Annotated in this window: 20 protein-coding genes and 1 pseudogene; 5 read left to right on the forward strand and 16 right to left on the reverse strand. The window is 70.9% G+C overall.

Annotated elements, in window-relative coordinates:
• Positions 1–6 precede the first annotated feature (6 nt).
• A complete protein-coding gene (locus CCL05_RS11270; RefSeq protein WP_086560357.1) occupies positions 7–708 on the reverse strand; it encodes a TetR/AcrR family transcriptional regulator in 702 nt (233 codons plus the stop codon).
• Between the two features lie 148 nt (positions 709–856).
• Between CCL05_RS11270 and CCL05_RS11275 the strand changes: the two genes are divergently transcribed.
• Positions 857–1306 carry a nitroreductase family deazaflavin-dependent oxidoreductase gene (locus tag CCL05_RS11275; RefSeq protein ID WP_086560358.1) on the forward strand — a complete coding sequence of 150 codons (450 nt, stop codon included), beginning with the start codon at positions 857–859 and terminating at the stop codon, positions 1304–1306.
• Here CCL05_RS11275 and CCL05_RS11280 read toward each other — a convergent pair.
• Positions 1290–2534, reverse strand: coding sequence for a geranylgeranyl reductase family protein (locus CCL05_RS11280; protein ID WP_086560359.1), 1245 nt, complete (start codon positions 2532–2534; stop codon positions 1290–1292). The genes CCL05_RS11275 and CCL05_RS11280 overlap by 17 nt on opposite strands.
• A gap of 134 nt (positions 2535–2668) precedes the next feature.
• On the opposite strand from CCL05_RS11280, the gene CCL05_RS11285 reads away from it, so the two are divergent.
• On the forward strand, positions 2669–4024 hold the full coding sequence (locus tag CCL05_RS11285; RefSeq protein ID WP_086560360.1) for a dipeptidase: 1356 nt from the start codon (positions 2669–2671) through the stop codon (positions 4022–4024).
• Positions 4025–4084: 60 nt separating this feature from the next.
• Positions 4085–4795, forward strand: coding sequence for an MBL fold metallo-hydrolase (locus CCL05_RS11290; protein WP_086560361.1), 711 nt, complete (start codon positions 4085–4087; stop codon positions 4793–4795).
• A gap of 35 nt (positions 4796–4830) precedes the next feature.
• On the opposite strand, the gene CCL05_RS11295 is transcribed toward CCL05_RS11290, so the two are convergent.
• The 13 genes from CCL05_RS11295 to CCL05_RS11355 form a co-directional block, all read right to left on the reverse strand.
• The gene (locus CCL05_RS11295) at positions 4831–5964 is read right to left on the reverse strand and encodes an ABC transporter ATP-binding protein (RefSeq protein ID WP_425275907.1); all 1134 of its coding nucleotides are present in this window, start codon (positions 5962–5964) and stop codon (positions 4831–4833) included.
• Complete coding sequence (locus CCL05_RS11300; RefSeq protein WP_086560363.1) at positions 5918–6988, reverse strand: ABC transporter ATP-binding protein; 1071 nt, start codon at positions 6986–6988, stop codon at positions 5918–5920. The genes CCL05_RS11295 and CCL05_RS11300 overlap by 47 nt, the downstream gene beginning before the upstream one ends.
• Positions 6989–7016: 28 nt before the next feature.
• Positions 7017–8009 carry an ABC transporter permease gene (locus CCL05_RS11305; protein WP_086560364.1) on the reverse strand — a complete coding sequence of 331 codons (993 nt, stop codon included), beginning with the start codon at positions 8007–8009 and terminating at the stop codon, positions 7017–7019.
• Positions 8010–8087: 78 nt separating this feature from the next.
• On the reverse strand, positions 8088–9764 hold the full coding sequence (locus tag CCL05_RS11310; RefSeq protein ID WP_086560365.1) for an ABC transporter substrate-binding protein: 1677 nt from the start codon (positions 9762–9764) through the stop codon (positions 8088–8090).
• Positions 9765–9843: 79 nt separating this feature from the next.
• Positions 9844–10875 carry an ABC transporter permease gene (locus CCL05_RS11315; protein ID WP_086560366.1) on the reverse strand — a complete coding sequence of 344 codons (1032 nt, stop codon included), beginning with the start codon at positions 10873–10875 and terminating at the stop codon, positions 9844–9846.
• 306 nt (positions 10876–11181) lie between these two features.
• Positions 11182–12225: an NUDIX hydrolase gene (locus CCL05_RS11320; protein WP_086560367.1), complete on the reverse strand. Its 1044-nt coding sequence runs from the start codon at positions 12223–12225 to the stop codon at positions 11182–11184.
• A gap of 147 nt (positions 12226–12372) precedes the next feature.
• Positions 12373–12603, reverse strand: coding sequence for a hypothetical protein (locus CCL05_RS11325; protein WP_086560368.1), 231 nt, complete (start codon positions 12601–12603; stop codon positions 12373–12375).
• Positions 12604–12669: 66 nt separating this feature from the next.
• Positions 12670–12894: a hypothetical protein gene (locus tag CCL05_RS11330; protein WP_086560369.1), complete on the reverse strand. Its 225-nt coding sequence runs from the start codon at positions 12892–12894 to the stop codon at positions 12670–12672.
• A 50-nt stretch (positions 12895–12944) separates the two neighbouring features.
• Entirely contained in the window at positions 12945–13220 is a 276-nt protein-coding gene (locus CCL05_RS11335) for a hypothetical protein (RefSeq protein WP_086560370.1), read from the reverse strand.
• A 142-nt stretch (positions 13221–13362) separates the two neighbouring features.
• On the reverse strand, positions 13363–15756 hold the full coding sequence (locus tag CCL05_RS11340; protein ID WP_086560371.1) for an ATP-binding cassette domain-containing protein: 2394 nt from the start codon (positions 15754–15756) through the stop codon (positions 13363–13365).
• 125 nt (positions 15757–15881) lie between these two features.
• Positions 15882–16295: a VOC family protein gene (locus CCL05_RS11345; RefSeq protein WP_086560378.1), complete on the reverse strand. Its 414-nt coding sequence runs from the start codon at positions 16293–16295 to the stop codon at positions 15882–15884.
• A 10-nt stretch (positions 16296–16305) separates the two neighbouring features.
• Complete coding sequence (locus tag CCL05_RS11350) at positions 16306–16779, reverse strand: helix-turn-helix transcriptional regulator (protein WP_107400449.1); 474 nt, start codon at positions 16777–16779, stop codon at positions 16306–16308.
• Between the two features lie 108 nt (positions 16780–16887).
• On the reverse strand, positions 16888–17841 hold the full coding sequence (locus CCL05_RS11355; RefSeq protein ID WP_086560373.1) for an ROK family protein: 954 nt from the start codon (positions 17839–17841) through the stop codon (positions 16888–16890).
• Between the two features lie 160 nt (positions 17842–18001).
• Here CCL05_RS11355 and CCL05_RS11360 point away from each other — a divergent pair, with 160 nt between their 5' ends.
• Together CCL05_RS11360 and CCL05_RS11365 are read left to right on the forward strand one after the other, a co-directional pair.
• Complete coding sequence (locus CCL05_RS11360) at positions 18002–19066, forward strand: LacI family DNA-binding transcriptional regulator (protein WP_086560374.1); 1065 nt, start codon at positions 18002–18004, stop codon at positions 19064–19066.
• 64 nt (positions 19067–19130) lie between these two features.
• Positions 19131–19946: a hypothetical protein gene (locus CCL05_RS11365; RefSeq protein ID WP_086560375.1), complete on the forward strand. Its 816-nt coding sequence runs from the start codon at positions 19131–19133 to the stop codon at positions 19944–19946.
• On the opposite strand, the pseudogene CCL05_RS11370 reads toward CCL05_RS11365, so the two are convergent.
• Positions 19892–20609 (reverse strand): annotated as a pseudogene (locus tag CCL05_RS11370) (serine/threonine protein kinase); the annotation flags it as partial. The gene CCL05_RS11365 and the pseudogene CCL05_RS11370 sit on opposite strands and share 55 nt — an antisense overlap.

Raw genomic sequence — 20609 nt, forward strand, 5'->3', positions numbered from 1 at the left:
TCCTGGTCAGCCCTTCTGGGGATACACCAGCCCGACCCCGTGGGCGAGTTGCCCCACCGCGTGCCGGAAGAACGCCTCCCGGTCCTCCACCACCCGGTTGAACTGCCCGAACAGCTCGAAGCCGACCAGCCCGTACAGCTGGGCCCAGGCCGCGATGAGCACCGTCACCGTCTCCGGCGGCAGGTCCGGCGCGAGGTCGGCGGCCATCCGTTCGGCCTCCGGGCGCAGGTCCGCCGGGAGCGGGGGCCGGGCCAGGCCGAGGCCGCGGTAGGCGTCGCGGACGATGCCGATGAGCAGGAGACCGACGCGGGCGGCGGCCGGGACGGTGGTGTCGGGGGCGGTGTAGCCCGGGACGGGCGATCCGTAGATGAGGGCGTACTCGTGCGGATGGCCGAGCGCCCAGCGCCGCACCGCCTCGCACACCGCGATCCAGCGGTGCAGGGGACCGGAGCCGGCGGCCGCCTCGTGGGCGGCCTCGGCGGTTTCGCCGAGGGAGTCGTAGGCGTCGATGATGAGGGCGGTCAGCAGGTCGTCACGGCTGGGGAAGTAGCGGTAGAGCGCGGAGGAGACCATGCCGAGCTCGCGGGCGACGGCCCGCAGCGAGAGCCGGGCGGCGCCGTCGGCCGCGAGCTGTCTGCGGGCCTCGTCCTTGATGGCCGCGGTGACTTCGATCCTGGCCCGGGCACGGGCGCCGTGTGCGGTGCTCATGCGGGAAGTGTGCCATGAAAGCAGAGCAGTGCACACAAACGAGAGCACTGCTCTTGCTTGAGAGCGCCGACCCATGCAGACTGAGACCACAGAGCGAGAGCGGTGCTCACAAATAAGAGCATCGCTCACACACCCACCAGGGGGACCCATGTCCACGCACGTCCGCAAGCCCGGCTGGTTCACGATCAACGTCTTCAACCGGCTCGTCGCCTGGCTGACGCGCCGCGGCATCAGCGTCTGGGGCTCCCGTGTCCTCGCCGTCCGCGGCCGCAAGAGCGGCCAGTGGCGCACCACCCCGGTCAACGTACTGACCCTGGAAGGCCGCCAGTACCTGGTCGCACCCCGCGGCCACGTCCAGTGGACGCACAACATGCGCGCGGCGGGCGGCGGCGAACTGCACCTCGGCAAGCGCGTGGACACCTTCACCGCGACCGAGGTGGCCGACGACGACAAGACCCCGATCCTGCGCGCCTACCTCAAGCGCTGGAAGGCGGAGGTCGGGGTCTTCTTCAACGGTGTCGGCCCCGACTCCCCGGATGACCAACTGCGCCGCATCGCCCCCGACCACCCGGTCTTCGAGATCACTGTGACGGGCTGACCTCGTCGCCCGTCACGGCGGGGCGGCGGTCCAGTGCGGCCAGGGCCCGCTGGGCCACCGGATACGTGCGGACGATCTCGCCCAGCGACGTCGCGCCCTGCGTGATCTCCTTGAACGCCCTCCAGGCCGGGCGGAAGCTCGTCAGCGCCGCGTGGAACAGCCCGGGGCGGCGCTCGAACACGGTCAGCAGCCGCTTGCCGACGCTCATCTCCACGCCGAGCCCGGACTTGACGGCGAACGCGTAGTTGAGGGCCTGCCGGCGCGTGTCCACGGCGTCGTGCGCCTCGACGATCCGCACCGCCCACTCCCCCGCGAGCCGCCCGGACCGCAGCGCGAAGGAGATGCCCTCGCGGGTCCACGGCTCCAGCAGCCCCGCCGCGTCGCCGCACACCAGCACCCGCCCGCGTGAGAGCGGCGAGTCGTCGGCCCGGCAGCGGGTCAGGTGCCCGGAGGAGATGCTCGGTTCGAAGCCGGCGAGGCCGAGCCGCCCGACGAACTCCTCCAAGTACCGCTTCGTCGCCGCGCCTTCGCCCCGCGCCGAGATCACCCCGACCGTCAGGGTGTCGCCCTTGGGGAAGACCCAGCCGTAACTGCCGGGCATGGGGCCCCAGTCGAGGAGCACCCGCCCCTTCCAGTCCTCGGCGACGGTCTCCGGCACCGGGATCTCCACCTCCAGGCCGAGGTCCACCTGGTCGACCTTGACCCCGACATGCGCCCCTATGCGGCTGGCGCTGCCGTCCGCGCCGACCACGGCCCGCGCGAGCAGGACCTCGCCGCCCTGGAGGAGCACGGCGACCGTGCGCCGGTCGGGCACCGCCGAGCCGTGCTGCTCGACCCGCTGGACCGTGACACCCGTACGCAGCTCGGCGCCCGCCTTCTGCGCGTGCTCGACGAGCTGCTGGTCGAACTCGGGCCGGTTGATCAGCCCGAACAGCATCTGCTTGGACCGGCGGGTGCGCGTGAAGCGGCCGTTGTTCGAGAACGTCACCGCGTGCACCCGGTCCCTGAGCGGCAGCTCGAAGCCGGGCGGGAGGGCGTCGCGCGAGGGCCCGATGATGCCGCCGCCGCACGTCTTGTACCGCGGCAGCTCCGCCTTCTCCAGCAACAGCACGCGTCTGCCGGCGACCGCCGCCGCGTACGCGGCCGAAGCGCCCGCGGGTCCCGCGCCCACCACGACGACGTCCCACACCTGTCGCACGTCGTCCGCCGAAGAGTTCTCGCTGCTCACGATGGTCTACTGCTCCCGATCAAGCCGCCTGCCCCTGCTGTCTCCCGCATCCTACGGCGGACCCGGCCGCAAGCCGCTGTGGGAGGATCTACGGCACTCACTGGTACAACGTCGCACCCACAAGGAGCGTGCCCATGTCGTCGAATCCGGTCGCCGAGACCGTCGCCTCGCTGATGCCCAGGGCGAAGGAAGAGCTCACCGAACTGGTGGCCTTCCGGTCGGTGGCGGACTTCGACCAGTTCCCGAGGAGCGAGAGCGAGGGCGCCGCCCGCTGGGTCGCGGACGCGCTCGCCGCCGAGGGTTTCCAGGACGTGGCCCTGCTCGACACCCCCGACGGCACGCAGTCGGTCTACGGCTGCCTGCCCGGCCCCGAGGGCGCGAAGACCGTCCTGCTGTACGCCCACTACGACGTGCAGCCGCCGCTGGACGAGGCCGGCTGGACGACCCCGCCGTTCGAACTGACCGAGCGGGACGGGCGCTGGTACGGGCGCGGGGCCGCCGACTGCAAGGGCGGTGTCGTCATGCACCTGCTGGCGCTGCGCGCGCTGAAGACGAACGGCGGCGTGCCGGTCCACGTGAAGGTGATCGCCGAGGGCTCGGAGGAGCAGGGCACGGGCGGCCTGGAGCGGTACGCGGAGGCGCACCAGGACCTGCTGGAGGCCGACACGATCGTCATCGGCGACGCGGGCAACTTCCGGGTCGGGCTGCCGACCGTCACGTCCACCCTGCGCGGTATGACGCTCGTCCGCGTGCGGATCGACACGCTCGCCGGAAACCTGCACTCGGGCCAGTTCGGCGGTGCCGCGCCCGACGCGCTGGCCGCGCTGATCCGGGTCCTGGACTCGCTGCGCGCCGAGGACGGTTCGACGACCGTCGACGGACTCGCCGGGGACTCGGCCTGGGAGGGGCTCCAGTACGACGAGGAGCGGTTCCGGCAGGACGCCAAGGTGCTGGACGGCGTCGGGCTGATCGGCTCCGGGACGGTCGCCGACCGCATCTGGGCGCGCCCGGCCGTGACGGTCCTCGGCATCGACTGCCCGCCCGTCGTCGGCGCCACGCCGTCCGTGCAGGCGAGCGCCCGGGCGCTGATCAGCCTGCGGGTGCCGCCGGGCGTGGACGCGGCCGAGGCGACCAAGCTGCTCCAGGCGCACCTGGAGGCGCACACGCCGTGGGGTGCGCGGGTGAGCACCGAGCAGATCGGCCAGGGCCAGGCCTTCCGCGCCGACACCACCAGCCCGGCGTACCAGGCCATGGCGGACGCGATGGCGGTGGCGTACCCCGGGCAGGAGATGCAGTACGCGGGCCAGGGCGGCTCCATCCCGCTGTGCAACACGCTCGCCGCGCTCTATCCGCAGGCGGAGATCCTGCTCATCGGGCTGAGCGAGCCGGAGGCCCAGATCCACGCGGTGAACGAGAGCGTGTCCCCCGAGGAGCTGGAGCGGCTGTCGGTGGCGGAGGCGCTGTTCCTGCGCAACTACGCGGCGAGCTGACGGCTCTGCCCTCGGCAAAGGCCCTCGTCTGCGGACGGGGGCCCTGCCTACGGTCGTCCCATGGACGTCATCGAGCTCCTCCCCCGCCTCCACTTACTGCGCTTCCCGGTCGGCCAGGCCTACCTCTGGCGCGACGGCGACGACCACGCCGAGCTGACGCTGATCGACGCCGGTCCGCCCGGCTCCGGTGCCCCGATCGCCGAGGCGGTGACCGCGCTCGGCCGGGATCCGCGGGACGTACGGCGGATCGTGCTCACCCACTTCCACTGGGACCACGCGGGCGGGGCGGCCGAGTTCGCCGCGCTCAGCGGTGCCGAGGTGCTGGCGCACCGGCTGGACGCGCCCGTCGTACGGGGTGAAGCACCGGGCCCGGAGCCGGTGTTCGAGGACGGGGAGCGGCCGCTGTACGAGCAGGCTGCGAAGCTCCGGCCCGAGGGTGACCTCGTGCGGCCGGCGCAGGTCCTGGAACTGGCCGGGGGCGAGGTCCTGGACTGGGGCGGCGGGGCGCACGTCGTCCACGTGCCGGGGCACACGTACGGCAGCATCGCGCTCCATCTCCCGGAGCACGGCGTGCTGTTCGCGGGCGACACGGTCGCGGCGTCACCCGTGGACGGCTCGGTGATCCCCGGTGTGCTCAACCTCGATCGCGGCCAGGTCCTCGCCGCCTGCGGGCGACTGGCGGAACTCGACGCGGACGTGGCCTGCTTCGGTCACGGGGATCCGGCCCTGAGGCAGGCGTCCCGGGCGCTGAGGAACGCGGCGCGGGGGTAGCCGCGCCGTCTGCGGCGTGATCCACACGACCGGCCCTAGCTGAGCGCCGGATCGAGGACGATGTCCTCCTCGCGCGCCGCGACCGTCGGCTCCTCGGGAAAGTGGCAGGCGGTCAGATGGCCCGCGGGGCTGCCCTCGACGCTGACCAGTCGCGGTTCCTCGGTGGCGCACTTGTCCTGGGCCTTCCAGCAGCGGGTGCGGAAGCGGCAGCCGGAGGGCGGGTCGATCGGTGAGGGCACGTCGCCGGCCAGCCGGATGCGCTCGCGCCGCTCGGTGGCGTCCGGGTCGGCCTCGGGCACGGCGGACAGCAGCGCGTGCGTGTAGGGGTGCCGTGGCTCGGTGTAGAGGGACTCCCGGTCGGCCACCTCGACGATCTTGCCGAGGTACATCACGGCGACGCGTTCGGAGAAGTGCCGTACGACGGCGAGGTCGTGGGCGATGAAGACGAAGGCGATGCCGAACTCCCGCTGGAGGTCCTGGAGCAGGTTGACGACCTGCGCCTGGATGGAGACGTCCAGCGCGGAGACGGGTTCGTCGGCCACGATCAGCTTGGGCCGCAGGGCGAGGGCGCGGGCGATGCCGATGCGCTGGCGCTGGCCCCCGGAGAACTCGTTGGGGTAGCGGTTGTAGTGCTCGGGGTTGAGCCCGACCGTCTCCAGGAGTTCCTGGGCTCGCCGCTTGTGGCCCTGGGGCGGGTTGATGCCGTTGAGCCGCATCGGCGTCTCGATGATGGTGCCGACGGTGTGCCGGGGGTTCAGCGAGGAGTACGGGTCCTGGAAGATCATCTGGAGGTTGCGGCGGGCCTGGAGCATCCGTCCGGGAGGCCGGTGGGTGATGTCCTCGCCGTCGAACACGACGGAGCCGCCGGTGGGTTCGAGCAGCCGGGTGATCAGGCGGCCGGTGGTGGACTTGCCGCAGCCGGACTCGCCGACCAGGCCCAGCGACTCGGCCGGCCCGACGGAGAAGTCGATGCCGTCGACGGCTCGTACGGCTCCGATCTGCCGCTGGAAGATGATGCCCTGCCGGAGGGGGAAGTGCTTCTGGAGACCGCGTACTTCGAGGAGGTTCTCGCCGGTGGGACGGTCGGTGGTCGGCCCGGCGAGGGACTGGGGGGTGCTCACGTCATGCTCCCTTTCGTACGCCGTCACGGATCTCGTGCTTGGCCTCATCGCTGAGATGGCACGCCGCGAGGTGCCCTGCGGTGCCGGGGACGAGGCGCAATTCGGGTCGTTCCACGGTGCAACGGCCCTCGGGGGCCCAGCCCTTGTAGGCGCAGCGCGGGTGGAAGGAGCAGCCGTCCGGCAGGTTGATCAGGCTCGGCGGGGTGCCGGGGATCGGGTTCAGCCGTGCGCCGACGTCGCCGGTGAGGTGCGGCATCGACTGCAACAGGCCCCAGGTGTAGGGGTGCTGAGGCTGCTTGAGGACCTCGCGGGTGGTGCCGTACTCGATCCGGCGGCCGCCGTACATCACGAGGATGTCGTCGGCGATGTCGGAGACCACCCCGAGGTCGTGCGTGATGATGACGACGGCGGAGCCGAACTCCTCCTGGAGGTCGCGGATCAGGTCCAGGATCTGTGCCTGGACGGTGACGTCCAGGGCGGTGGTGGGCTCGTCGGCGATGAGGAGAGCGGGGTCGCAGACCAGGGACATGGCGATCATGGCGCGCTGGCGCATGCCGCCGGAGAACTGGTGCGGGTAGTCCCTGACCCGGCGTTCGGGCTGCGGGATGCCGACCCGCTTCAGCATCTCCACCGCGCGGTCCCTGGCCTCCTTCCTGGTGACCTTGTGGTGGACGCGGTAGGCCTCGGCGATCTGGGAGCCGACGGTGAAGAAGGGGTGCAGCGCGGAGAGCGGGTCCTGGAAGATCATGGAGACCGTGCGGCCGCGCAGTGCGCGCATCTCGGCCTCGGGCAGGGCGACGAGTTCCCTGCCCTCCAGCCGGATCTCGCCGCTGACCTGGGCGCGGGTGCCCTTGTGCAGTCCGAGCAGGGCCAGTGAGGTCACCGACTTGCCGGAGCCGGACTCGCCGACGATACCGAGGGTGCTCCCCTTCTCCAGGGTGAAGGAGACGCCGTCGACGGACTTGACGAGGCCGTCCTCGGTCGGGAAGTGCACCCTCAGGTCGCGTACGTCGAGGAAGGGCGCGGGTGCGGGCGTGACGTCTGCGGGCTGCGGTGAGGTCTGAACGGACACGGGTGTTCCTAAGGACGAAAAGAGGGGCTCAGGCGAGGCGCACGCGGGGGTCGACGAGGCCGTACACCAGGTCGACGACCACGTTGGCGAGGACGACGAATGTCGCGGCGAAGAGCGTGGTGCCGAGGATGACCGGCAGGTCGGAGTTCTGGACGGAGTCGACCGCGAGCTTGCCGATGCCGTTGATGCCGAACACGGACTCGGTGATGACCGCGGAGCCGCCGATCAGGGAGCCGAGGTCCATGCCGAAGATGGTGATGATCGGGGTGATGGCGGCCCGCAGCCCGTGCTTGAGGACGACGGTGGCGGCCGGCAGGCCCTTGGCGCGGGCGGTGCGCATGTAGTCCTCGGCGAAGACCTCCAGCATGGAGGAGCGGGTGAGCCGGGTGTACATCGCGAGGTAGACGATGACCAGGGTGATCCACGGCAGGACCAGCCCCTTGAACCAGCCGGCCGGGTCCTCGGTGATCGGCGTGTAGCCGGAGGCCGGCAGGATCTGGAACTTGTCGACGAAGAGGTACAGCAGGAGCAGGCCGATGAAGTAGATCTGCACCGAGACGCCGAACAGGGCCAGTCCGACCGCCGCCTTGTCGGCGGCCCTGCCCCTGCGGACCGCGGCCACCGTACCGAGGCCGACGCCCAGGACCAGGAACGCCACCGCGGCGCCGACGCCGAGGGAGAGGTCCGCCGGGAAGTCCTGCAGGAGCGTGGTGAGTACGGGGGTGTCGGTCTGGAAGGAGACGCCGAGGCAGGGCGCTCCGCAGTGGATGCGGACGCTCTGGTCGCCGAAGTCGCGGCCGATGAACAGGCCCTTGAAGAACTCCCAGTACTGCGTCAGGTAGCTCCGGTCCAGGCCCAGCGAGTGCTTGATCTCCGCGAGCCGGGAGGGGGAGCAGGTCTTTCCGCAGGCCAGGAGGGCGGGGTCGGACGGCAGCGCGAAGAAGATGAAGAAGGTGATCGTGGTGATCACCAGCATGATCACGGCCGCTGCCAGCAGGCGTCTGATGAGGTAACGAAACATGGGGTGCCGGGACCTGACGTGAGGGGGATGCCCGCCGGCGGCCGGGGCCGCCGGCGGGGTTCGAAGGAGTGGGGTCCGTCAGTGCTTGACGTAGACGTGGACCAGGCTCGGCTCGGCCAGGATCGTGTCGGGGATGACACCGCCGACCTTCGAGCCGGACATGTCGCTGAAGTTCATGTACGTCAGCGGGACCACGGCGGCGTCCTTGAGGATCTGCTCGTCCATCCGTCCGTAGGCGGCGTTGCGCTGCTGGACGTCGGTCATCTTGGCGGCCTTGTCGATCAGCGCGTTGACCTTGGGGTCGTTCAGGTACGACAGGTCCTGGTTGGCCTGCGGGTTCTTCTTGATCAGCCGGCCGTCGAAGAGGGTCGGCAGCACCGTGGAGGCGTTCGGCCAGTCGGCGATCCAGTCGCCCCAGGTCAGGTCGTACTGGTTCTTCGTGTTGTTGACGGTGCTGAAGTAGTTCGCCGCGTCGATCGGGGAGATGTTGACGTGGATGCCGATGTGCTCCAGCGCGGTCTTCACCGCGTCGGCGAAGTGCTCCTGGGTGGGCGTGTTCTCCACGGCGATCGACATGGTGGGCTTCGGGTCGCCCGCCTGCTTCATCAGGGCCTTGGCCTTGGTGAGGTTGCCCGCCGGGTTGGCGCTGTACAGGTTGAACTTCTTGTAGCCGCCGATGCCGGGGCTCAGCATGGTGGTGGCGTAGTCGCCGTAGGCGGAGCCGCCGAAGGCGCCGCGGACCGTCGTCTTGTCGACGGCGTACTCGATCGCCTGGCGGACCTTGGGGTCCTTGACGCGGGTGGTGTTGATGGCCAGGTAGTTGATGCCGGGCGCGGCGATCTTGTAGTAACGGCTCTTCAGGGACGGGTCGCCGGCGAGCTGGGCCAGGTCGGATCCTGCGATGGGCCACTGCTGGATCGAGGTCTGGGCGGTTCCGGCGTCGGACTTGATCTGCTGGTCGATGGCCGACTCGTCCTGGCCGAACCTGACGTCCATCTCGTCGACGTTCTGCTGCCGGATCGGGTCGGTCGCCTGGGACCAGTGCGTGTTCCTGGTGAGGACGAGTTCCTTGTTCTTGGTGTAGGACTTGATCATGTACGGACCGTCGGACCAGACCTTGGTGTCGTAGGTCGAGCCGGTGTCGTGGGCCTTGGGCACGGCCGCCCAGCCGGTCATCGTGGTGGTCTCGTTGAAGTCGGCCACCGGCTGGTTCAGATGGAAGACGATCGTGTACTTGTCCGGCGTCTGGATGGAGTCGAGCTGCTTGCCCTGGTACGGGCCCTTGTAGTCGGCGCCGCCGACGAGCCACTGGGCTGCGTAGGGCGGGCCGCCGTTGATGTCGGAGGAGAAGAACCGCTCGACGCCGTACTTGACGTCGGGTGCGGTGACCTCGGTGCCGTCCTGGTATTTGATGCCGTGCCGCAGGTGGAAGGTCCAGACCGTGGCGCCCTTGGACGGTGTCCCGGTGTCGGTGGCCAGGTCGCCGACGAGCTTCGGCTTGGAGCCCGTCTCGTCCCAGCCCGTCAGGTCCCGGACGATCTCCTGGTCCATGCTCGAACCCTCGGTCGTGTAGACGCGCTGGGGGTCGAGGTGGTCGAAGTCCGCCTTGTTCAGGACGGTGAGGGTGCCGCCCTTTCCGGGAGCGCCGCCGGCGCTGTTGCCGGAGGAACCTCCGCATGCGGTGGCCCCCAGGGCGATCATCACGGCGGAGGCCGTGAGAGCGACCGTGCGCGATCTGCGCGTGCTGCGCGTCATTGAGGAAACTCCGTTCTTGCTACGGGCTCGGCGGCCGTTCGTGGGGCCGCCGGGCCGACACTCGGGGGGTGGTGGCTTGTCAGCCGCGCCGGGCGCGGGGGTCCAGGGCGTCCCGGACGCCGTCCCCGAGGAGATTGAGCGCCAGGACCAGCAGGAGGAGCAGGACACCGGGTACGAAGAGGTACATCGGGTCCTGGAGGAAGAACTGGGAGGCGTCCGACAGCAGCGCTCCCCAGTCGGGGTTGGGCGGGATGACGCCGACGCCCAGGTACGACAGGGCCGCCTCGGTGGTGATGTTCTGCGGGACGGCGAGGGCGAAGGAGATCAGGATCGGCGCCCACAGGTTGGGCAGCAGCTGCCGGAAGAGGATGTGCCGCCGCCCGGCGCTCATCAGCCGCGCGGCGTCGACGAACTCCCGCTCGCGCAGGGACAGTACCTGTCCGCGCACCAGACGGGCGGTGTACGCCCAGGCGAAGACGGCGATGTTGAGGACCAGGACGAGGAGGCGGAGGTTCTCGTCGGTGCCGCCGTGGGTGTTGGTCTGCAGGGCGTTCTGGATCACCGGGGTGAGCGCGATGATGAACAGCAGCTGCGGGAAGGCCAGCATGACGTCCATGACCCGGGACAGCAGGGAGTCGACCCAGCCGCCGAAGTAGCCGGCCGCGAGCCCCGCCACGACACCGACCGCGGTGGACAGCACGGCCGAGGCGAACCCCACGTAGAGGGAGGTGCGCAGGCCGTAGACGATGCGGGCGAACAGGTCGTAGCCGGTGCCCGGTTCGACACCGAGGAGGTGCTGGGCGCTGATGCCGCCCAGCGATCCGTAGGGGAAGTTGCCCGTGTCGGGGTTGATCGCCCTGTTGTCGGGAGTGATCGGTCCCCAGCTGGTCAGGGCGGTGAGGACCGGCGCGAGCAGGGCGATCGCGATGAACAGGAGGGTGGCCGCCAGGGCGGCCAGGGTGACCTTGTCCCGCCTGATCCGCTTCCAGGCCATGCGGGCCGGTGAGCGGCCGGCGACGACCGTGTCGGCGGGGCGGGGGTCCTGCGTCGACGGCTCGGTCAGCAGCGCGGTGGCGCCGCCGGCGTCGGCCGACTGGTGTTGCGTGGTCATCGTACGGACATCCCGGATCTGCCCCTGAGGCAAGGAAATTGAGTGGCGGTCGGAAGTGCCGCCGTGAGACTCTGCGGACTTTCGCAATGACGTGCGAGTCCGGTCAAGCCGAGCAGGGGCCGGAAAAGGGATTGTTTGCGCTCATGGAAAAGTGTTGACGAGCGCGGGGAATTTGATTACCCGCCGCGTGAGGGAGTGCGGGAGATTCCTTGGGCAGCGATTGGCAGTGGCTGCCTGGACGTTTCCTTTTGCTTTTCCCTCGGAATCCCCCGCGCCGGGTAAAGGGCACGGACGGAGAACTCGGCGTCAGCCGACCGGCACCCCGGCCTCCAGATAGAACGCCGCTCCGCGTTCCCGGGCCCGCAGGGCCCAGCGCAGCCGCTCGTAGCGCACCGGTGGCAGGAGGTCGGCGGCCTCCTCCTCGGTGACGAAGCGGCAGTCGCGCAGCTCCGGCCCGGGCAGCAGCAGCCGTCCGGCCTCCGCCGAGTCGAGGAGGCCGCCGTCGAAGAGGAGCCGCAGTCCGCCGAACCCGGGGGGCGAGGGGCGTTCCCAGTCGACGACGAGGAGGCTCGGTACCTCGTCGAGGTGGATGCCGGTCTCCTCGGCGACCTCCCGGACACCGGCGCGCGCGGGCGCCTCGCCGGGTTCGACGACCCCGCCGGGGAACTCCCAGCCGGCCTTGTAGGTGGGGTCGACGAGCAGCACCCGGTCCTGTTCGTCGAAGAGGAGCACCCCGGCGGCGAGTGTCTCGGCGGTGGGCTCGGGCGTCTGCACGATGTCGCAGACCGGCACGGAGCCGCTGTTGACCGCCTCGGCGATCCGGGCGGCGGTCTCGTGGGGCGTGAGGTCGCTGGTGTCGACCGGGTGGGCGTCGGTGGTGAGCCAGGAGGCGAGGGCGGCGCGGTACGGCTCGATGTGGTCGAAGGACCACTGGCGTATTCGCATCTCGCCGTCGGTCAGGTCCGGCGGAACCTCGCGGCCCGCTATCCGCTCCCGCAGTATCGTTTCGGCCGGAGCGAGCAGGATGTGCCTGACCGGAATCCTGCGGGCGGCCAGGCCCCCGAAGATCTCGTCGCGGTACTCCTGGCGCAGCAGGGTCATGGGAACGACCAGGGTCCCGCCGAGCTCGGCGAGCATCGCGGCCGCCGTGTCGATCACGAGCCGTCGCCACATCGGCAGGTCCTGGAAGTCGCCGACCTCGGCGAGGCGTTTGGGCGGTAGCAGATACCGGAGCGCTCCGCCGATGACCTCGGGGTCGAAGAGCGCGCTGTTCGGGATCAGTTCGATCAGTTCCTGTGCGGTGGTGGTCTTCCCCGCACCGAACGCGCCGTTGATCCAGACGACGGTCACAGGTCCCCCTCTTCTGTTGGCCCCCTGAGGCTTGCCCGCTCCACCCTGCCACGGAAACCAGCCGCAGTTGAGGGCGCATGACGACGGCGCCGACGCCCCCCTCGGTCGGGGAGCGCCGGCGCCTGGGCCGGGGGCCGGAGCGGCTCGTCAGCCCTTCTTCTTCGGGGTGCCCTTCTTCTGGACGCCCTTCTTCTTCTGGACGCCATCCTTACCGGCCACGGAGAGGCCGTCCTTGCCGACGGCCTGGTCGAGCGTCTTGAGGGTCTCGTCCACGTTGATGGAGGGGAGCTGCTCCCCGATGGCGTGCGACGGAGTGACCGCGGCGACGACGAAGCCGGTGGCCAGGGAGGCGATGGCGAGCATGCTGCGCTTCTTCATGCCCGACTCAACTGCCGGACCCGCTCCGGGGTCACGCTGCTGGGCCGTTCGGGGGAAGCGCCGGCTTCACCCGGGCCCCGTACCCCACGTGCCCGGCCCGCCGCCGCGCCACTCGATCAGGCCCGACGCCGCCACGTACGCCTGGTCCGCGTCCTCGATGCCCGCCCGCCGCAGGAACTCGGCGACGTCCAGCAGCCCGTACGCGATCCCCAGGAACTGGTCGTCCACGCGTACCCGCCGGCCACCGTCCGTGGCGGGCGGGTAGACCACGACGGGTTTCACGGACGCCATGGCACCAGGGTGCGCGGGAACGGCGCCGGGCGCTCGCCGGAGCGGGCCGTTCAGCCGGCCTTCTGCGTCTGGCGGAACTCGTGGACGTCGGCGGTGAGCGTGCCGTCCTGCTGTTCGTAGTGGGACAGGGCGAGTCCGAGACCGAAGAACGTGGGCGCCCACTCGCCGACGAAGATGCCCCAGCGGTCGGCACGGGCGACGTTGGTGCCGGGTTCGATCTTCAGGGAGCCCACCCAGGCGGCCACACTGAGGCCGATGGATGCCATGGCGGCCATGTAGGCGTGCTCGCTGCGGACGCCCATTTCGTGCATCTTCTTGATGATCATCAGCGGCTCCGTTCTGTGGGAGGTCAGGGAACGGAGTGCCCTCGAAGGCGGGCGATATTCACACTTTTGCGCCTTATGTCCAAAATCGTGGGTGGTGAGACGAGCCTTCGGCGTGCCCGTCTCACCACCCCCGCGAACGCCGTCAGGCGCCCACGTACGCCGCCAGGTGCTCCCCGGTCAGGGTGGAGCGGGCCGCGACGAGGTCGGCCGGCGTGCCCTCGAAGACGATCCGGCCGCCGTCGTGGCCGGCGCCGGGACCGAGGTCGATGATCCAGTCGGCGTGCGCCATGACCGCCTGGTGGTGCTCGATGACGACGACCGACTTGCCGGAGTCGACGAGCCGGTCGAGCAGGCCCAGGAGCTGCTCCACGTCCGCGAGGTGGAGGCCGGTCGTCGGCTCGTCGAGGACGTAGACGCCGCCCTTGTCCGCCATGTGCGTGGCCAGCTTGAGGCGCTGCCGCTCGCCGCCGGAGAGCGTGGTGAGCGGCTGGCCGAGGGTGAGGTAGCCGAGGCCGACGTCGGCGAGCCGCTCCAGGATCCTGTGCGCGGCCGGGGTGCGTGCCTCGCCGGCGCCGAAGAACTCCTCGGCCTCGGCCACCGACATCGCGAGGACCTCGCTGATGTCCCGGCCGCCGAGGTGGTACTCCAGCACCGAGGCCTGGAACCGCTTGCCCTCGCAGTCCTCGCAGGGGGTGTCGACGCCGGCCATCATGCCGAGGTCGAGGTAGATGACGCCCGCGCCGTTGCAGGTGGGGCAGGCGCCCTCGGAGTTGGCGCTGAACAGGGCCGGCTTCACCTCGTTGACCTTGGCGAACGCCTTGCGGATGGGGTCGAGCAGCCCGGTGTAGGTCGCGGGGTTGCTGCGCCGCGAGCCCTTGATCGGGCTCTGGTCCACCGAGACGACGCCCGCGTCGGCGGGGACCGACCCGTGCAGCAGGGAGCTCTTGCCGGAGCCGGCGACACCGGTGACGACGGTGAGCACTCCGAGCGGGATGTCGACGTCGACGTCCCGGAGGTTGTTCGCCGTCGCGCCCCGGATCTCCAGCGCGCCGGTGGCCTTGCGGACCGTCTCCTTGAGGGTGGCCCGGTCGTCGAGGTGCCGGCCGGTGACGGTGTCCGCGGCCCGCAGCCCCTCGACCGTGCCCTCGAAGCAGACGGTGCCGCCCGCCGTGCCGGCGCCGGGGCCCAGGTCGACGACGTGGTCGGCGATCGCGATCGCCTCCGGCTTGTGCTCCACGACGAGCACCGTGTTGCCCTTGTCCCGCAGCCGCAGCAGCAGGCCGTTCATCCGCTGGATGTCATGCGGGTGCAGGCCGATGGTCGGCTCGTCGAAGACGTAGGTGACGTCCGTGAGCGAGGAGCCCAGGTGGCGGATCATCTTCACGCGCTGCGCCTCGCCGCCCGACAGCGTGCCCGCCGGCCGGTCGAGCGAGAGATACCCCAGGCCGATCTCCACGAAGGAGTCGAGCGTCCCCTGCAACGCGGTGAGCAGCGGCGCCACGGACGGCTCCGAGAGCCCCCGGACCCACTCGGCCAGGTCCCTGATCTCCATCGCGCAGGCGTCGGCGATGCTGATGTCGTCGATCTTCGAGGATCTGGCGCCCTCGCTCAGCCGGGTGCCGTCGCACTCGGGACAGACGGTGAAGGTGACCGCCCGCTCCACGAACGCCCGGATGTGCGGCTGCATCGCCTCCTTGTCCTTGGACAGGAACGACTTCTGGATCTTGGGGATCAGTCCCTCGTAGGTGAGGTTGACGCCGTTGACCTTGACCTTGACCGGTTCCCCGTAGAGGAAGGCGTGCAGCTCCCTCTTGGTGTACTCACGGATCGGCTTGTCCGGGTCGACGAAGCCCGACTGGGCGTAGACCTGCACGGTCCACTGGCTGTCCGACTTCCAGCCGGGGATGGTGAACGCGCCCTCGGACAGCGACTTGGAGTCGTCGTAGAGCTGGGTGAGGTCGATGTCGGAGACCTTGCCGCGGCCCTCGCAGCGGTTGCACATGCCGCCGGTGCGCTCGTAGGTCGCCTTCTGCGCCTTGGTCTTGGCGCCGCGCTCGACGGTGATCGCGCCGCTCGCCCGGACCGAGGCGGTGTTGAAGGAGTACGCGCTGGGCGGGCCGATGTGCGGCTTGCCGAGCCGGCTGAAGAGGATGCGCAGCATCGCGTTGGCGTCGGTGGCGGTACCGACCGTGGAGCGGGGGTCGCCGCCCATCCGCTGCTGGTCCACGGCGATCGCGGTCGTCAGCCCGTCGAGCACGTCGACCTCGGGCCGGGCCCGGTTGGACATGAAGCCCTGGAGGAAGGCGCTGTAGGTCTCGTTGATCAGCCGCTGCGACTCCGCGGCGATCGTGTCGAACACGAGCGAGCTCTTGCCCGAGCCGGAGACGCCGGTGAACACCGTCAGCCGGCGCTTGGGGATCTCGATGCTGACGTCCTTGAGGTTGTTCTCGCGCGCGCCGTGCACACGGATCACATCGTGGCTGTCGGCGACGTGCGGTCCGGACGACTGTCTGTCCGTCCTCGTGGCCATGCTCATCGGTCTCCATCTGTCGGGCGGGGCTGCCGCGGTCGGACGATCTGGGTCCCCGCGCCGGCCCTGAGGCGCGGCACGGGGGTGTTGCGTGTGGAGTGCGGATCGGTGGGCCGGCTGCTACCGGGCCGTCACGGCTTGAGCTGCTGGATGCGGACCATGTTGCCCGCGGGGTCGCGGAAGGCACAGTCGCGAACGCCGTACGGCTGGTCCACGGGCTCCTGGACCACCTCGGCGTCGCCCGCCTGCACCTGTTCGAATACGGCGTCGACATCGCGGGTGGCCAGCAGGATGCTGCCGTACGTGCCCTTGGCCATCATCTCGGCGATGGTCTTGCGCTCGTCCTCGGTGATGCCGGGGTCGGCGGCCGGCGGATGCAGCACGATGTTCGTGCCGGGCTGGCCGACGGGGCCGACCGTGATCCAGCGCATGCCCTGGTATCCGACGTCGTTGCGGACTTCGAAACCGAGGGTGTCGCGGTAGAACGCCAGGGCGGCGTCCGGGTCGTCGTGCGGAAGGAAGCTGGCGTGAATGGTGAGGTCCATGGCCTTCACGCTAGTTTCGGTCCGGGGTGGGCGCTTCTCGATTCCTGATCGGTCTGGTCACCTGTTTCGCCACGCACGACGGAATGCCCGCGGTGGCGAGGACCGCCTGGCGCCGGTAGGCGCTGGGCGGCATGCCGACCAGTTCGGTGAAGCGGGTGCTGAACGTGCCCAGCGACGAGCACCCGACTTCGAAACACACGTCGGTCACGCTGAGGTCCCCACGGCGCAGCAGCGCCATGGCGCGCTCGATGCGGCGCGTCATGAGATAGCTGTACGGCGACTCGCCGTACGCCGACTTGAACGCGCGGCTGAGATGCCCGGCCGACATGTGCACACCCCGGGCCAGCGCCTCGACGTCCAGCGGCCGTGCGTACTCCCGGTCGATCCGGTCCTTGACCTGGCGCAGGAGGGCGAGATCGCGCAGGCGCTGCGCGGGGGCGGGTCTGCTGCTCACATGCGCGATCGTGCCACATCGCACTGACATTCGGTCGCTTTCCGGGGGAAAACCCGGTATCCCGGACCGGCGCCCCCGGTGCAGCGCGTCAGGTGCGGTACATGTCGAGGACCTGCCCCGCCTCGACGTTCCTACCTCTCACACCCCCGCCGCGGCCGCGTCCGTCCGCCTGGCCAACGCTGCCGCCGCCGCGCCCACCAGACCGGCGTCGGTGCCCATCTGGGCCGGAGCCACGGTCAGGTGCCGGACGAAGGACAGCGTCGCGTAGGTGCTCAGGGCCTTGCGCAGGGGGGCGAACAGGACGTCGCCCGCCTTGCCCACTCCCCCGCCGATCACGGCGATGTCGATCTCCACGAGGGTCGCGGTCGCGGCGATCCCGGCGGCCAGAGCCTGGGCGGCACGCTCGAAGGAGGCGACGGCGACCGGGTCGCCGGCCCGGGCCGCGGCGGCCACCGCGGCGGCGGACGGGTCGCCGTCGGGACCGGGCCGCCAGCCATTCTCCAGGGCGCGCCGGGCGATGTTCGGGCCGCTCGCGATGCGCTCCACGCAGCCGCGCGAGCCGCACGGGCACAGATCGCCGTCGAGGTCCACGCTGATGTGGCCGATGTGGCCGGCGTTCCCGGTGGGCCCGGCGTGCAGCCGGCCGCCGAGCACCAGGCCGCCGCCGACGCCCGTGGAGACGACCATGCACAGCGCGTTGTCATGGCCACGGGCGGCACCCTGCCAGTGTTCGGCCGCCGTGATCGCCACACCGTCGCCGATCAGCTCGACGGGCAGGTCCCCGGCCGCGGCCCGCACGCGCCCGACGAGCGGGTAGTCGCGCCAGCCGGGCACGTTCACCGGGCTCACCGTGCCCGCCGACCGATCGACAGGGCCGGCGCTGCCGATCCCCACGGCCGTGACGCGCGCCCAGAGCGGCGCCCCGGTGAGTTCACCGAGCACCTGCTCCACGGCCCGCATCACGGTGTCACCGTCCTCCCGGGCGGGCGTCGGCCGCTGGGCGCGGACGAGGATCCGTCCCTGGCCGTCCACCAGAGCGCCGGCGATCTTGGTGCCGCCGATGTCGAGCGCGGCCACGAGGTCGGTGTGCATGAGTGTCGGGACTCCCCGTCTACGGTGAAAGGACTGGCCGGCCAGCGGCGGAGCACGGTCCGGAGATTGCGGTGGACAGTCTCCCCCGAGCCTGACAACGTTGTCCAGGCTCTATGCTCGACGCCACATCCTCATACAAACCCAGGACCGACGCACCCCCGTGGACGACAGGACAGGACACCGCACCGTGCCCCAGACCAACCTCCGCTCCGCAGCGCGCTACGGCACCCGGCCGACCATGAAGGACGTCGCGGCCCGTGCCGGGGTCGGGCTGAAGACGGTCTCCCGCGTCGTGAACGGGGAGCCGGGCGTGACCCCGGAGACGGAGCGGCGTGTCCAGGAGTCGATCGAGGCACTCGGTTTTCGCCGCAACGACAGCGCGCGGGTGCTGCGCAAGGGCCGGACGGCGAGCATCGGCCTGGTCCTGGAGGACCTCGCGGACCCGTTCTACGGGCCGCTGAGCCGGTCGGTCGAGGAGGTGGCCCGCGCGCACGGCGCCCTGCTGATCAACGGCTCCAGCGCGGAGGACCCGGACCGCGAGCAGGAGCTGGTGCTGGCCCTGTGCGCGCGGCGGGTGGACGGGCTGGTGGTGATCCCGGCCGGTGACGACCACCGGTATCTGGAGCCGGAGCTCAAGGCGGGTGTCGCCACGGTGTTCGTGGACCGGCCGGCCGGGCACATCGACGCCGACGTGGTGCTGTCGGACAACTTCGGCGGCGCCCGGGACGGCGTCGCCCACCTCATCGCCCACGGGCACCGCCGGATCGGCTTCATCGGCGACATGCCCCGTATCCACACCGCCGCCGAGCGGCTGCGCGGCTACCGGGCCGCGATGGAGGACGCCGGCATACCGGTGGCGGACTCCTGGATGTCCCTCGGTGTCACCGACCCCGAGCGGGTGCGCGGGGCGGCCGAGGAGATGCTGACCGGCCGGGACCCCGTCACCGCGATCTTCGCCGCCAACAACCGGGTGACCGTCACCGTGATCCGCGTGCTCGCCGAGCAGGCCCGCCGGGTCGCCCTGGTCGGCTTCGACGACATCGAGCTGGCCGACCTGCTCCAGCCGGGTGTCACCGTCGTCGCCCAGGACGCGGCGGCCATCGGCCGGACCGCCGCGGAACGCCTCTTCCGGCAGCTGGACGGCACTCTCGTCGCCCCCGAACGCATCGAGCTGCCGACCCGGCTGATCACCCGCGGCTCGGGCGAGCTGCCCCCGGCGGACTGAGCGGCCCATGGACCATCCCACGGAACATACTGAACATACAGACCACACGGAACATACGGAGCCTATGGAGCACCTGGCCGATCGCACGCTGCGAGCACTCGGCCTGGCCGAGGCCCCGCGCGAGCATCCCCTGCTTTACCCGGGCGCGTGGCCCGCCGATTCCGGGCTCCTCGACGGGGACCGCTTCCTGCCGCTGGACCGGCTCGTGTTCGAGGACCGCGCCCCGGTTCTCGCCATCGGCTCCAACGCCTGCCCCGGGCAACTGCGGCACAAGATGGTGGAGTTCGGGATCATGTCGCCGATCCCGATGGTGAAGGCCCGGGTGACGGGTGTCGACGCCGGTGTGTCGGCGCATGTGAGCCGCATGGGGTATGTGTCGGCCTCGCCGGTCAGCGCCCCGGACACCGTGCGGGAGTTGTTCGTCATCTGGCTCGACGCCGAGCAGCTCGCCGTGATCGACGCGAGCGAGGGCGTGCCGCTGCCGGCCGGCAACTACGACCGCGCCTGGCTTCCCTCGCCCGACGTGCGCATCGACCTCGCGGACGGCACCCGCCTGCCCGGCGCCTACGCGTACGTCAACCGGCACGGCGTCCTGCACGACGGCACCGGCGTGCCGCGCACCCACCCGGGCCAGCGGGTGCTGCTCACCGAGCTGCTCGTCGGCCTGCCGCGCTTCCGGGAGCTGTTCGGTGTGGTGCCCGAGGAGTTCTGCGTACGGGCCCGCTCCGACCGGCGGCTGTGCGAGCGGGGCACGCGGCTGTTCGTCGAGGAGAAGCTGGTGACGGCGTCCGGGCTGGAGCGGTACGCGGCGGTGTCGCTGCGCGCTCAGCAGACCGGGAGCCCGGGGACGGGCGCGTCGTTGTCGCCGCCCTTGATGTAGACGTCGCTGACCCAGACGTCCGTGTTGCCGCTGTCGTCGTCGGTCCTGGCCCACCAGACGTTGGTCCACCGGCCGTCGGTCTCTCGCCGGCCGAGGTTCTGCTGGCAGTAGAAGTAGTTGGTGCCGGCCTTGAGGACGCCGGCCTCGGCGCCGGAGGCGGTGTACGACGCGGCAGTCTTCCAGACCTGGCAGTTGTACTTGCCGCCGCCGATGGCGTGGCAGACCGGTGCGGGCGTGGTGGTTCCGCCGCCTGCCGTGCCGCCGTCGCCGGAACCGCCACTGGTGGCGCCGCCGGTGGTGGCGCCGCGTCCACCGCTCGTGTCGCCGGTGGTGCCGCCGGCGGACTTGGCGGGGGCGGGGGTGGTCGCCCGGCCGGTGGGCTCCGGCTCCTTGTCCCGGGGCTTCTTCGACGGGGCCTTGCCTTTCTCGTCGCCCTTGCCTTCGGGCCTGGGAGCGTTCGAGCCGTCGTCGGTACGTCCGGACTCGGACGCGGAGTCCGCGGCATCCACTCGGGCAGCGTCGGTCCGGTCACCCGGGTCCGTGCCGTCCGAGTCTCTGAGCAGGGCGACCGTGGTGCCGGCCGCTGCGAGGGCGACGGTGACGGCCACGGCGGCGAGCAGGGCGCGGGTCTTCCTGCGGCGGGGGGCGGGGCCGGGGTTCATC

This window comes from Streptomyces africanus (assembly GCF_002150735.1).
Taxonomy (GTDB): Bacteria; Actinomycetota; Actinomycetes; order Streptomycetales; family Streptomycetaceae; genus Streptomyces; species Streptomyces africanus.

Coding starts and splice junctions, on each gene's coding strand:
- CCL05_RS11285 (WP_086560360.1), top strand. CDS start 2,669: ATGTCGTCGAATCCGGTCGCCGAGACCGTCGCCTCGCTGATGCCCAGG.
- CCL05_RS11295 (WP_425275907.1), bottom strand. CDS start 5,964: ATGAGGCCAAGCACGAGATCCGTGACGGCGTACGAAAGGGAGCATGAC.
- CCL05_RS11310 (WP_086560365.1), bottom strand. CDS start 9,764: ATGACGCGCAGCACGCGCAGATCGCGCACGGTCGCTCTCACGGCCTCC.
- CCL05_RS11335 (WP_086560370.1), bottom strand. CDS start 13,220: ATGATCATCAAGAAGATGCACGAAATGGGCGTCCGCAGCGAGCACGCC.
- CCL05_RS11325 (WP_086560368.1), bottom strand. CDS start 12,603: ATGAAGAAGCGCAGCATGCTCGCCATCGCCTCCCTGGCCACCGGCTTC.
- CCL05_RS11275 (WP_086560358.1), top strand. CDS start 857: ATGTCCACGCACGTCCGCAAGCCCGGCTGGTTCACGATCAACGTCTTC.
- CCL05_RS11340 (WP_086560371.1), bottom strand. CDS start 15,756: ATGAGCATGGCCACGAGGACGGACAGACAGTCGTCCGGACCGCACGTC.
- CCL05_RS11345 (WP_086560378.1), bottom strand. CDS start 16,295: ATGGACCTCACCATTCACGCCAGCTTCCTTCCGCACGACGACCCGGAC.
- CCL05_RS11270 (WP_086560357.1), bottom strand. CDS start 708: ATGAGCACCGCACACGGCGCCCGTGCCCGGGCCAGGATCGAAGTCACC.
- CCL05_RS11290 (WP_086560361.1), top strand. CDS start 4,085: ATGGACGTCATCGAGCTCCTCCCCCGCCTCCACTTACTGCGCTTCCCG.
- CCL05_RS11350 (WP_107400449.1), bottom strand. CDS start 16,779: ATGTCAGTGCGATGTGGCACGATCGCGCATGTGAGCAGCAGACCCGCC.
- CCL05_RS11305 (WP_086560364.1), bottom strand. CDS start 8,009: ATGTTTCGTTACCTCATCAGACGCCTGCTGGCAGCGGCCGTGATCATG.
- CCL05_RS11355 (WP_086560373.1), bottom strand. CDS start 17,841: ATGCACACCGACCTCGTGGCCGCGCTCGACATCGGCGGCACCAAGATC.
- CCL05_RS11365 (WP_086560375.1), top strand. CDS start 19,131: ATGGAGCACCTGGCCGATCGCACGCTGCGAGCACTCGGCCTGGCCGAG.
- CCL05_RS11315 (WP_086560366.1), bottom strand. CDS start 10,875: ATGACCACGCAACACCAGTCGGCCGACGCCGGCGGCGCCACCGCGCTG.
- CCL05_RS11330 (WP_086560369.1), bottom strand. CDS start 12,894: ATGGCGTCCGTGAAACCCGTCGTGGTCTACCCGCCCGCCACGGACGGT.